The organism is Umezawaea sp. Da 62-37, from assembly GCF_032460545.1.
Lineage (GTDB): Bacteria > Actinomycetota > Actinomycetes > Mycobacteriales > Pseudonocardiaceae > Umezawaea.
In genome coordinates this window covers 1,998,567-2,011,112 of record NZ_CP135965.1, presented here as the reverse complement: position 1 = coordinate 2,011,112, position 12,546 = coordinate 1,998,567, and the positions used below count along the sequence as shown (strand labels likewise).

Annotated in this window: 10 protein-coding genes; 7 read left to right on the top strand and 3 right to left on the bottom strand. The window is 70.1% G+C overall.

What is annotated here, in order from left to right; genetic code table 11:
• Window positions 1–21: 21 nt before the first annotated feature.
• Both RM788_RS08605 and RM788_RS08600 read right to left on the bottom strand, forming a co-directional pair.
• Complete coding sequence (locus RM788_RS08605; protein WP_315934589.1) at window positions 22–1,086, bottom strand: hypothetical protein; 1,065 nt, start codon at window positions 1,084–1,086, stop codon at window positions 22–24.
• A 529-nt stretch (window positions 1,087–1,615) separates the two neighbouring features.
• Entirely contained in the window at window positions 1,616–1,945 is a 330-nt protein-coding gene (locus tag RM788_RS08600; RefSeq protein ID WP_315931031.1) for a DUF6204 family protein, read from the bottom strand.
• Window positions 1,946–2,346: 401 nt separating this feature from the next.
• Between RM788_RS08600 and RM788_RS08595 the strand changes: the two genes are divergently transcribed.
• On the top strand, window positions 2,347–4,419 hold the full coding sequence (locus RM788_RS08595; RefSeq protein WP_315931030.1) for a tetratricopeptide repeat protein: 2,073 nt from the start codon (window positions 2,347–2,349) through the stop codon (window positions 4,417–4,419).
• Window positions 4,420–4,480: 61 nt separating this feature from the next.
• On the opposite strand, the gene RM788_RS08590 is transcribed toward RM788_RS08595, so the two are convergent.
• Entirely contained in the window at window positions 4,481–4,993 is a 513-nt protein-coding gene (locus RM788_RS08590) for a hypothetical protein (protein ID WP_315931029.1), read from the bottom strand.
• Window positions 4,994–5,068: 75 nt separating this feature from the next.
• Between RM788_RS08590 and RM788_RS08585 the strand changes: the two genes are divergently transcribed.
• The 6 genes from RM788_RS08585 (at window position 5,069) to RM788_RS08560 (ending at window position 12,540) form a co-directional block, all read left to right on the top strand.
• The gene (locus RM788_RS08585; RefSeq protein ID WP_315931028.1) at window positions 5,069–5,722 is read left to right on the top strand and encodes a hypothetical protein; all 654 of its coding nucleotides are present in this window, start codon (window positions 5,069–5,071) and stop codon (window positions 5,720–5,722) included.
• Between the two features lie 682 nt (window positions 5,723–6,404).
• A complete protein-coding gene (locus RM788_RS08580; RefSeq protein ID WP_315931027.1) occupies window positions 6,405–7,451 on the top strand; it encodes an FAD-dependent oxidoreductase in 1,047 nt (348 codons plus the stop codon).
• A gap of 483 nt (window positions 7,452–7,934) precedes the next feature.
• On the top strand, window positions 7,935–9,266 hold the full coding sequence (locus RM788_RS08575; RefSeq protein ID WP_315931026.1) for a lysine N(6)-hydroxylase/L-ornithine N(5)-oxygenase family protein: 1,332 nt from the start codon (window positions 7,935–7,937) through the stop codon (window positions 9,264–9,266).
• 19 nt (window positions 9,267–9,285) lie between these two features.
• The gene (locus RM788_RS08570; protein WP_315931025.1) at window positions 9,286–9,657 is read left to right on the top strand and encodes a cupin domain-containing protein; all 372 of its coding nucleotides are present in this window, start codon (window positions 9,286–9,288) and stop codon (window positions 9,655–9,657) included.
• Entirely contained in the window at window positions 9,654–11,285 is a 1,632-nt protein-coding gene (locus RM788_RS08565; protein WP_315931024.1) for a class I tRNA ligase family protein, read from the top strand. The genes RM788_RS08570 and RM788_RS08565 overlap by 4 nt, the downstream gene beginning before the upstream one ends.
• A 10-nt stretch (window positions 11,286–11,295) precedes the next feature.
• Entirely contained in the window at window positions 11,296–12,540 is a 1,245-nt protein-coding gene (locus RM788_RS08560) for an ATP-grasp domain-containing protein (protein WP_315931023.1), read from the top strand.
• The last annotated feature ends 6 nt before the right edge of the window (window positions 12,541–12,546 follow it).

Below are 12,546 nucleotides of genomic sequence, written 5' to 3'. Positions count from 1 at the left end.
GCCCCGGCGTTTCGTCGGGGGTTACAGCGGGATGTAGACGCCGAAGTCGCGGTTCGCCGTGCGGAAGTCCTGGAACCCGATCCGCGACCCCGCCGTGCGGGTCACCGTGCCCTTGGCGATCACGCCTCCGGCCGACGACGGACCGTAGACCGGACCGCCGCTGTCACCGGGCCGCGCCGCGGGCTGCCCGTTCTGCTGCTCGCCCTCCACGAGGTCCTCGCGGTCGGCGTAGAAGAACAGCACCTTGATGTTGCACACCGGGTTGCCGGTCTCCCGCGCGCTCGTGACACCGGACTGGCACAGGAACTCACCGGTGTACACGTCGCCCCAGCCGCGCACGATCTCGGTGGAGTTGCTGTCACCGCCGCCCACGTACTGCTGGTTCACCACGTTGCCGGTGGGGATCAGCATGATGTCGTGGTCGGAGTGCTCGGCGCCGACGTTGCCGATGAACTCGCCCTGCGGGTCCGTCACCCGGTTGCCGGGGTTGCCGCAGTGCGCCGCCGTCAGCAGGAACCGCGCGTTGTCACCGTTGCGCACCGAGAACCCCGAGGTGCACGCCGCCGAGTTGTTCAACACGATCGTCGCCCCGCCCTTCCACGGCGGGCTGTCGTTCTGCCGCGACACCGGCACCAGCGGATCCTCGTTCACCACCTCGACCGGCACACCCACGTCCAGCCCCGCCGTGAACGACTTCGCGTCGCTCTGCGGGTACACACCCAGCACAAGCCGACTACCGTCCGCCGGAACCTTCACCGCGTGCACCGGCGACCCGAGCGCCCGACGCGCCTGCACGACCTTCGCCGCTTCCAGCAGCTCGGCATTCGAATGCGCGGCCTGCGAAACGTGCACCGGCGCCACCTTCGACGCACTCGCGATCGCATCGGTCACGACGGCGGGCACCTCGCCCTTCCACCACAACTCGACGTTCGACTCCTCCAGGACGATCCCCGCGAAGCCGACAGGCGCATCCCGATCGACAACCGCCTGGATGACGTCCGCCGCTTTGATCAGCGGCTGCTGCGCAAGCATCTTCGCCTGCACCGGATCGGGCGCGGGCTGCGCGGCCACCACCGGAGACTGCACCAACGCGGCAGCCAACACCGCTGCACCCACTGCGGCCCAACACCTTCGTGCTGTGTTCAAGGTCGGATCCCCTCGCTTCGTCCTCCTCGACGTGGCAGCGGAACCCTGAGCGTATGGTCCAGACCTGTTACGTGTCATCGACACAACCGGACAAAAAGAATCAAAAACCGACGACTTCCCGTTACCCGGAATCAGCAGGCCAACACAGCCACGCCCCAACATCGGCGCAGCCGCCCCCTCGCATCCGGCGCGGAGCGCCCGCCGCCCTGCCGACGCGTAGCGAGGTGTCCTGCCAATGCGCAGCGAGGTGCCTTGCCGACGCGCAGCGAGGTGCCCGAGTTCGGCGGAGCCGAATGCTGGCGTAGCCAGACCTACCCCTGCACCCGATACGAAGCCGCTCTGGGCTTGCCGTAGCTTGTCAAGGCATCTTTCCCACCTTGGCAAGCTACGGCAAGGCCAGAACACTCGGCGACCGGGTGCAGCCGCCTGAAACCCACCACCCCAACGCAACGAACACCCTCTCACCCCCTCACCCCTTCCTCCTCACCTTCACCAGATCCACATCCGTAGCCGAAGCCTTCAACTCCCGGTAATCCACCCCCAGTTCATCCACCGCCCGAGCCGCCAACCCCAACCCCTTCTCGCACACAGCCCGGTCATCCCCCTTCACCTCAGCCCTGAACTGCACCCGAAAGCTGAAGAAGTCCAACGACCGGTCGTAAGCCAACGCCCCCTCCTCACTGAAGCCGTTGGTCAAAAGACTGTGCCGATCCACCTCCGCCAACAGCCGCTCGCGTCCCGCATCATCCAGATCGGTGAAACGCCCCCGGACCAGAATCCGGTAGGTGTGCTCGGTCATCCGCTCTCCTCGGCGTGGTACTCAGCGGATACTCCCCCGCCACCCCACCCAACGCGACCGATTTCCCGCACCACCGCCCCAAGCAGACCCATCGGTCCAACCTATGGTCGCAATGGAAATTTACGCGGTGAAACGTTCAACACCTTTCCGCAACTCCTGCCAACCACAACGATGGCGTAGTTTTCCTGACATCGCGAATCACCCCCAACCCGTGCCACCAAACCCCGGTGTCCACTTCACCACCCCCCAAAACCGCAGGTCAGACCGACCTGGTCGCACAAAAGAATGACCCCCGGCAAACCGGCCCCCTTCCGCGTGGCCAATTCACGACCTGACTCCGGTAGAGGCCCTCCGCCGCCTCCCGGATCGAACCGGGGCCCATCGAATCGAAAGGACCGCCCATGCCCGACCACCTCTGGATCAGAGCGGATCGCCTCCACGACCGCGTCCAGGCACGGGCCGAACTGGACTTGCCGCCGGTACTGGCCGTGGTCAACGCCCACCGCCGCTTACGAGGCCCTTACACCGCCGCGGGCGCGTTGATCCGCGCCGTCGCCGCCGACGCGTTCGCCCGGTGTCCGGAGCTGGCCGCCCGGCACAACGTCGAGCTGGCCAGCGTCGCGCCGGAACTGATGGCGACCGTGCCCGCCGCGTGGCAGACCCTGGAGTGGACCGTGCGCGACGGGGAGCGCACGCGGTTCTACTCGGGGCGGCACACGCTGAACATCGCCAACGGGCTGGCGGACTTCCTGCGCAGCTACCTCGGCGCGCACGACGACGGGCCGAGGGCGCTGGTCGTGGAGAACGTGCACGAGGCCGATCCGACCGACCGGGAGTTCCTCGCGGTCCTGTTGCGCCGCAACGACATCCCGCAGCTCAAGCTGGTACTGGGCACCGGGTGCGCGCCACTGGAGGACCAGCCGGGCGAGGTCCCGGTGTCCTTGAGCGCGGTTCTCGCCGCGCGGGCCGCACCCGTGGACGTTCCCGCCTCGGTCCGGCCCGTCGTGGGAGGTGACGCGCGGGCGTTCGTCGACAGCGACGGCACGGGCGACGACCCGGCCGACCTGGCCGCCTACAACCTCTTGGCGCAGCACGAACGCGAGGCGCTGCACGACGTCCGGTACGCCGAGCTGCACGCCATGGGGGAGCAGTCGTTGGCGCTGGGCGCGATCGTCCACCACGCGGAGCGCGGATCGAGGCCCGCGGTCGCGGGGGTGCGGGCGATCGAGCACGCCATGGGCCACTGCCGCAAGGTCGGCCTGCACCACGCCGCGGCGGACCTCGGCGCGCGGGGCCGGGCGCTGGTGGACCAGCGCGACCGGCCGGGGACCTGGTGGTACTTCACCGAGGGCCTGGCCGCGTCGCTCGCGGCGGTGGGGCGATTCGACGAGGCGGCCGCTGTCCACCAGGACGCCCGCGCCACGTCGGTGGACCCCGAGGTGCACCTGATGTGCGCGTACGGCTCCGCGATGCTGCACGTGGACCACCTGCCACCGCGACGGCGGGACCTGGGTGCGGCCAGGGCGTGGCTGAACCTCGCCGCGGCGCTCGCCTCGCTGCTGCCCGACCTGAGGGCGCGGCTGTTCCACTCGGCGTTCGGCCGCAACGGCCTTGCCCTGCTGGCACTGCACGAGGGCGACCCGGAGGAGGCGGTGCGGCTGCTGGACGACTGCGTCGCCGTGCTGGACGGGGAGTTGGAGGACCGCCCGCTGCACCGCTCGTCGCTGCGGCACAACCGCGCGCGGGCCCTCGCGGCGGCGGGGAGGTTCGAGGACGCGCTCGCCGACCACGTCGCCGTCGCCGCGCTCGATCCGGGCTTCGCCGAGCACCACTTCCACGTCGGCACCGCGCTGCGGGCGCTGGGGCGGGACGAAGAAGCGCTCGCCGCGTTCGAACGGGTGCTGCCGCTGTCGCCGCCGTTCCCGGAGGTGCACCACGACATCGGCGACACCCGGATGCGGCTCGGCGACCCGGTGCGGGCGCTGGCGGCGTTCGAACGGGTGCTGGTGCTCGATCCCGACCACGTCGGCGCGCTGGCCAACCGGGCGGGCCTGCGCTGCGCCCTGGGTGACACCACGAGGGCGTGGGCCGACGTGGCGGCCGGGCTCGCGCTGGCGCCGGACGACGCGCGCCTGTTGTGCGTCAAGGGAAGGCTGCTCGCCGAACGGGGTGAGGCGGCGGAGGCGGAGCGGGTGCTGACCGCCGCGTTGGCGGTCGACCCGGACATGGTGGAGGCCTGGGCGCTGCGCGGGCAGGTCCGCTTCGACGCCGCCGACGTGGAGGGCGCGCTGGAGGACCTCGACCGCGCGGTGGCGCTCGGGGACCGGCCGGAACTCCACTACAACCGGGCTGTCGCCTACGAGGAGGCCGGTCGGTACGGCGAGGCCGCGGCGGACTACCGGCTGGTGCTCGCGGCGGCCGACGACGAGAACGCCCGCGCCAGACTGGACTTCTGCCTCCGCTCCACGCGGTGAGCACGCGCGGGTGCGCCGTCAGGTCGACGGCGCACCCCGCGTCCGTCCGCGGTGGAACGGCTCAGACGGTGCCCGAGAACCGGTCGTCGAAGTAGTCGACCAGCGCCGCCTCGTCGTGAGCGGAGCCGAGGAAACGGCTCCACGCCTGCTGCTCGTGCATCACGACGCCCATCTCCCACACGCAGTTGATCGTCCGGTGCGGACCGTCCACGAAGCGGGTGAGCGGCGCGTCGCCGTTCTTGAAGTAGAGCGTCTGCCACATCTCGTTGTTGTTGCGCCAACTGCTCACGATGAGGAAGTAGAAGGACTCGCCGCACAGGTGGTGGATGACGAAGCCGATGTCGTCGGCGACGGCGAGGCCGCCGGAAGCGATCTCGTCGAGCAGGAACGCGTGGGCCTCCTGGCGGGTCGCGTCGGCGATCACCGCTTCGGCTTCCCGCACCTCGTACCACTTCAGGTGCCCCACGGGCAGCACGAGGTCGGACGCGGGGAGCGGGAGCGCTTCCTTCGAGTAGTGCCGGTAGTCGGCCTGCACGCTGGTGTTGGCGGTCGGGTTCGCGGGGATCGTGGTCACGGAGCCGATCCTAATCGGCAGGACGGCGGACCGGAGGCGTTCGGGCACAACGGAAAGCGGCTACTGTCCCCGGCTGTGAAGCCTGACCTCGCCGCGTTGCGCGCCGCCGTGCTGGAGTTCGGCGGGTACGACCGCCCCGACAGGTCGTGGACGGAGTGGACGCTCGCCACCGCGCCCTCGGTCGACCTCTCCCTCCTTGCGCACCGCCGCGCCCTGCACCGGTGGCTCAACGCCTGGGGCTGCCGCATCCGCTACCCGCGCGCGGGCGAGGCCGAGGTGTTCGACCAGGGCGTGGCGGACTGGTGGGAACGGTGGCGCGGCAGGCTGCCCTCCGTCGACACCTGGATGGCCGACCTGACCGACGAGCAGGTCGAGGCGATGGGCGACTGCTTCGCCGACCTCGTCTCGACGCCCGCCGCGCAGGCCAGGAGCGTTCGCGGCCTCGGGTCCACGGCGGCGTCGAAGGCGCTGTTCGCCTTGCGCCCCAACACGGTCATGCCGTGGGACGAGATGATCGCGCTGCGCCTGCACGGCGCGCGGGACGGCGCCGCCTACGCGGCCCACCTGGGGCTCGGCCGCACCTGGGCGCGGGACCTGCTGGTGGAGTCCGGACTCGACGAGCCCGCGCTGGCCGAGGACTTGGGCAGGCCGGGCCGTTCGCTGGCGAAGATGATCGACGAGTACTGCTACCTCAGGTTCACGCGTGACGGAGCGGTCACCGTCGGCTAAGCGGCCGGTTGGCGGCTGTCCGGGGTCGCGGGGCGGGGATACGGTTTTCCAGGCTCGCGACCCCGACCGCCCCCGGAGTCGTTGCCTCCGCCGGAGCCCTTCGCGGGTTCGCGCGGATCGAGTCGAAGAATCGTTGTCGCACCGGACGTGGCGCCCGACTGCTCCGCGTCCTCGCAGCGCGCCCGTGAACGCCTCCGAGGCCGGACGGGAACGTTCTTCCCGACTTCGCCCGGCCGCGGCACGGGGCGCGGTTAATGCGCCATGCGCGGGGGAACGGGCGCCGTCCACTCCGCTCCGGTCCCGTTGTCGATTCCTCGCCACGGCCTGGAACGGGATGCGCGCCACGCCCGCGGTGGGAATTCGCATACCTGACCGCGCTGTGCGCCACGGGCGCGCCTCGGGTCAGGTGGGGCGCTCTCACCTGGGATTATAGGTGTATCGGAGTCGGGGTGATTCCGTTCCGAATGCACCTGATCGGCCTCATCAGCCTTCCGGATGGCGCGAAGACCATTATGGACAATGAGTCGTTGACTTGGTCGTCGCTGCGCATACGATCCGGGTAACAACCTGTAGGGAGTTCGGGGATGTACCACTCGTCTCATGTCGAAGATGTCCGTTCACCAGCTTTACCCGCCGAATCACGTCCGATTTCTCCGATTCCGCCTGCCCCTGGAAGCCGGGCATGAGGGTCGCGGTGGTCGGCGGCGGCGTGGCGGGCAGCCTGCTCGCCTGGCGGTTGAGGGAGGAGTCCCCCGACGTGCGGGTGGACGTCCTGGTCGGGGATTCGTCCACACCGGACGCTTCGGGGGCGTCCGGCGGTCTGGTGCGGGCCTTCGAGACCGCGCCGGAGGCGTGCCGGATCGCGGCGGAGAGCCTGGCGGAGGTCAGGGACAGCCCGATGCTGCGGGAGTGGACCGGCTACCGCGAGGTGGGGGCGGTCTACCTGCTGCCCGCCGACGTGGACCCGACCCGGTCGCTGCGGGAGGTCGAGGACGTCCTGCCGGGGTCCGCGCGGGTCGCGGGCGCGGAGCGGCTGGCCGAGGACTTCGGCTTCCGCGGCCTGGCGCCCGGCGCGACCGGCGTCGTGGAGCGGCACGCGGGCTACATCTCGCCCGCGCTGCTGCGCGCCCACGCGCTGGTGTGGTTGGCGCACAACGGGTGCGAGGTCCGCAGGACCCTCGTGTCGGAGGTGACGCCGGAGGGCTGCCTGCGGCTGGCCGACGGCACCGAGCGCGAGTACGACGTGGTCGTGGTCGCGGCCGGCGCGTGGACGCCCGCGCTCGTCGAGCACAGCAGGACGTTGCGCACCAAGCAGATCCAGTACGGCGTGTACCGGATGCGCGTGCCGGGGCTCGGCGCGTTCGTGGACGAGCCGACCGGCCTCTACGGACGTCCGCACGGCGAGGGCACCTTCCTGCTGGGCCTCGGCTGCGACCGCTGGGACGTCGACCCCGCCGCCGTCGAACCGGACGTGGCGCTGGCCGACCGGGTCGTGAGCAGTGCCCGCACCCGCTTCGGCGTGGACGTCCGGCACAGCTCGCCCCGTGAGGTGGTCGCGTCCTTCGACTGCTACCGCGAACCTTCCGGGCTCGCGCTGCTGCCGGTCCCCGGATCGTCGTCGGTGTTCACCTTCACCGGGGGCAGCGGGGGAGCCGCGAAGACCGTCGTCGGGGTCAGCAGGCGGGCCGCGCGGCTCCTGGTGCGCGGACTGGCCGGGGTCACGGGCTGATCCCGCTTCTTCTGGAAGCGTCCGCGGGGGTGGACGCGCGGTGTGCGAATGATCTTGTAGATTTCCGGAGCAATGGCGTGGCGGATTCCGTCGTGCGTTGATCTTCGAGACCCGACAGCATTTTTGTGGGGCGATCGTCGGGATGATCCAAACGTGAGGAGGTGTATTCGGGCTGCGCTTGAAAAGGGCGGTCCGTTCCGGCCGGGGCGGTCGGAGCGGTAACCCCTTCCTCAGCATCGATGCAGGTCAAGCAACTTGCGACAGCTCCGGGGCGGAGGTGTCGCCCTTTTTGGGCACCCGTGAAAACAGCGGGTGCGGCGTCGGTGAATGGCTTCATGCGATTCGCTTATCGGGCAGAAAAAGGTGGGCTTTTTCCTGGCCCATCGACGGTTCGGTCAATTAGCGTCCGCACGGCGCTTCAGGAAATCCACGACGGCATCGCACCACCGGTGTGCCGTCACCTTCGGAGCTTGGGAGAGTGTGTTGGACCACCAAGAAGTAGAGCTGCTGGCCATCGGCGCGGGACCGGCGAACCTGGCCCTGGCCGTGGCGCTGGAGGAGTTGGCGCCCGACGAGCTCTCCACCAGGACGCTCATCGTCGAGCAGCACGACGACGTGGCCTGGCAGCGCGGAATGCTCCTGCCGTGGTCGCAGAGCCAGGTGTCCTTCCTCAAGGACCTGGTGACCCTGCGGAACCCGCGCAGCAGGTACTCGTTCGTGAACTACCTGCACTCCATCGACCGGCTCGACGAGTTCATCAACCTGGGCAGCGCGACGCCCTACCGGCTGGAGATCTCCGACTACCTCCAGTGGGTGGCGCGTTCGCTGACCAAGGTCCGCGTCGAGCACGGCCGCCGCGTCGTGGCGATCGAGCCCAGCGGCGTCGTCGCGGGTGAGGTCACCGAGTGGCTGGTCCGCTTCTCCGACGGTGGCACCGTCCGCTGCCGCGACCTCGTGATCGGCGCTGGCCGCGACGCGTTCGTGCCGGAGGAGTTCGCCGCGATCCCGCGCGAGAAGGTCATCCACAGCACGGAGTTCTCCTCGCGGACCGCCGAGATGGACCCGGCGGCGGCGCACCGCGTCGTCGTGGTCGGCGGGGCGCAGAGCGCCGCGGAGATGCTGTGGTCCTCGCACCAGGGCTTCCCGAACTCCCAGTGCACCATGGTGATGCGCTCGATCGGCCTGAACGGCTACGAGAGCAGCAAGTTCACCAACGAGCTGTTCTACCCGTCCTTCGTGGACAAGTTCAACTCCGCCCGCCCGGAGGCGCGCGAGCAGCTGCTGCGGGAGATGCACCGCACCAACTACTCCGGTCTCGCCCCGGCGATGCTCGACAACCTGTACCGCACGATGTACCTGGAGAAGCTGACCGGCACCGAACGGCTGTCGATGATCACCATGGCGGAGATCACGGCCGCGCGGATGGACGGCGACGAGGTCGTGCTGACGCTGACCGACCGCAAGACGGCGCAGCAGGAGGAACTCCGCTGCGACGTCGTCATGCTCGGCACCGGCTTCGCCAAGGAGATGCCGAGGATGACCCGCAACCTGGCGGCCTCCGTCGGCGTGGAGAACTTCTCGGTGGACCGCAACTACCGCATGACCCTGCCGCCCACCGTCAGCGCGGGCGTCTACCTCCAGGGCGTGAACGAGGCCACGCACGGCATCGCCGACTCGCTGATCAGCGTGCTGGCCATCCGTTCCGCGGAGATCGTCGCCGACCTGCTCGCGCACCGCCAGACGCCGCTGGCCGAGTCCTCGGTCGTGCCGCGCCAGTCCACCGAGGCCCTCGCGGGCGTCACCACCGCCCTCTGACCGGGAAACGAGAAGACCGATGATGGAGATCCGCAAGCTCGACCGGGAAAACCTCAAGTCGGACAACGGCTTGGACGCGCAGCGGCTGATGCCGTGGGCCGCGGTCAACGCGCCGTTCGAGGGGTCGTGGTGCGTCGTGAAGCCCGGCAAGGAGTCCGGCGCGCACGGCCACCACGAGTACGAGATCTGGGTCGCCATGTCCGGCGACGCCGAGATCGTCACCAACGCGGGCACGGTCCCGTTCGTGGCCGGTGACGTCGTGCACTTCACCCCGCACGAGCGGCACCAGGTCGTGAACAACGGCGACGCCGACTTCCAGTTCTACGCCGTCTGGTGGGACGCCGAGCTGGCGGAGAAGTTCACCGCCCGCCACGAGGAGTCGGCGGTATGACGCCCCCGCAGCGACCCGCGATCGTCATCGCGGCGACCCCCACGCCCAACGGCGACCTGCACGTCGGCCACATGGCGGGGCCCTACCTCGCCGGTGACGTGTACTCGCGCTACCTGAGGGGCACCGGCAGGCCGGTCGTGTACACGACGTGCACCGACGACAGCCAGACCTACGTGGTCGCCTCGGCGCACCGCCAGGGCATCACGCCCGAGGAGCTCGTCGCCCGTTCCACCGCGCAGATCGAGCGCTCGCTGGCGGCGATGGGCACCGTGATGGCCGGGCTGCCGCCCATCGACGACCGCTACCGCCGGACGGTGCTCGACTACGTGACCGCGCTGCACGCCGAGGGCCGGTTCAAGCTGCGCACCGTCCGCCTGCCCTACGCCCGCGACGCCGGCGTGTTCCTGTTCGACGGCCTCGTCTCGGGCACCTGCCCGACCTGCATGGCCGGGAGCTGCGGCGGCGCCTGCGAGACCTGCGGGCACCCCAACAACTTCGACGAGCTGCTCGACCCGAAGTACACCGTCGACCCGACGGACGTGGTGGTCTACCGCGAGCAGACGATCCTGGTGCTGCCCATGGAGGACTACCGCGAGCGGCTCACCGCGTACTACGCCTCGCGCACGCCGCGCTGGCGCCCGCACGCCAAGCAGCTGATCGGCGAGCTGCTCGCCAAGCCGCTGCCCGAGATCCCGGTGACCTTCCCGAGCGCGTGGGGCATCGCGGCGCCGTTCCCCGAGACCGCGGGGCAGGTCCTGTACCCGTGGATCGAGGCCATGCCCGCCTCCATCTACGCCACCTGGTGGGCGAACGCCCAGCAGGGCGAAGAATCCGTCGAGACCGACGAGGCGTGGCTCGCGGGCGGTGACGCGGAACTCGTGTACTTCCACGGGTTCGACAACGTCTACCACTGGGGTCTGGTCGACCTGGTGATGCTGATGGCCCACGGCGACCGCTACACGACGCCGGACGCCAACGTGTGCAACGAGTTCTACGACCTCGACGGCGAGAAGTTCTCCACCAGCCGCAACCACCTCATCTGGAGCGCGGACCTGATGGCCGAGGTCCCGCGGGACCTGGTGCGGTTCTTCCTGGCACTCACCGCCCCCGAGTACCAGCGGACCAACTTCAGCCGGGACGCCCTGCACAGCGTCACGACGCGGCGGCTGGTCGAGCCGTGGAACGCGCTGTCCGAGTCGCTGACGCTCGGCCTGGTCGCGCTCGACACCGCGGCGCCGCTGCCCACCACCGAGGTCGGACGACGTCGGGCCACGGCGATGCTGGAGCGCTTCCGGCTCTGCTACGAGCTGCCGAACTTCAGCCTCGGCCGCGCCGCGGAGACCGCGCTCACCCAGCTCGACCGGCTGCGGAAGTCGGCCGACTCGCTGGACCTCCGCGCCAACGGCAGCGCGCCCGTGCAGCCGGGCGACCTGCTGCTGGAGATCCGCACGCTGCTCGCCTGCGTCGCGCCGATCATGGTCGAGGTCACCGACGTGCTCGCCGCCGAGGGCGTCGACCTCCGCATCACCGGCGACCAGCCGGACGAGATCGCCCCCTTCCGCTTCCCCCGCCTGCCGAACACGGCGGACACCCCCGAGCGGGCCCCCGCTCTCGACGGCGCGAGGTAGACCGCAGGCCATGAAACTGCTCACGATCGAGACCCGCCAGTACTTGAACTACTACACGTCCCGCTACGAGCAGGTGCAGGCGCTCGGCGTCGACCTGTTCGTGCTCAACGGCGAGGGCACCGAGGACTTCTGGCCCGCCGACCGCTACCGCCTGGTGGGCAACAGGAACCTCGACGAGCTGATCGCGGCGGCCAAGGAGTGGCACGCCGCCGAGCACTTCGACGGGGTGCTGACCTTCTCCGAGGCGGCGGTCATCGCGGTCGCCGCCGTGGCCGAAGCCCTCGGCCTGCCCGGCATCGGTGTCGAGGCCGCGCTCAACAGCCGCAACAAGCTGCTGATGCGCCAGGCCCACGAGCGCGCCGCCGCACCGCACCCCGGTTTCCGCTACGCCGCGGAACTCCCGCAGGCGCTGGCCGCCGCGGAGGAGTTCGGCTACCCGGTCATCCTCAAGCCCACCATGGGCGCGGGCAGCAACTTCGTCTTCAAGTGCGACGACGCCACCGAGCTGACCGAGCACTTCGCGCAGGCCGTCGACGGCATCCGCGAGATGTTCTGGGCCAACTCCGAGGCCGACGGCATCGACCTCGGGCCGCAGGGCCTGCTCGTCGAGTCCTTCCTGGACGGTCGCGAGTACCTGATGGAAGCGCTTGCCTGGGACGACGAGGTCTACCTGGGCTCGGTCGTCGACCGGATCACCGCCGAGGGCGGCACGTTCGACGACGACGTGCACCACGCGCCGACGTCGATGAGCGCCGAGGACCTGGCCGCCGTGCACGCGGTCGTCAAGGCAGGCGCGCACGCGCAGGGCCTGCGCCGCAGCGCTATGCACGCCGAGGTCCGCTTCCACGAGGGCAAGCCGTACCTGCTGGAGATCGCGGCCAGGGTCGGCGGCGGCGGGCTCGACCTGATCGCCCGCACGACCGCCGACTACGACCCCATCGCGGCCGTGGTCGACATCGCGGCGGGCCGCAAGCCCGCCGTGCGGCACTTCCAGCCGACCGGCGTGCACGTCACCGCCATGTGCCTGATCTCCGAGGCGGGCGTGGTCGACCACGTGGACGTGCCCGCGGAGGTGAGCGAGTCCGACCGCGTGTTCCTGCTCAAGATCACCGCCCGACCCGGCGACACGATCCGCAGGCCCCCGGAGGGCAACACCATCCTCGGTTTCCTCGGCACCACCGGCACCTCCGAGCTGGACGCCTTCGCCAAGATGACCGACTTCGCCTCGAAGATCAAGGTCACCTTCGTCCCGTAGAACGCC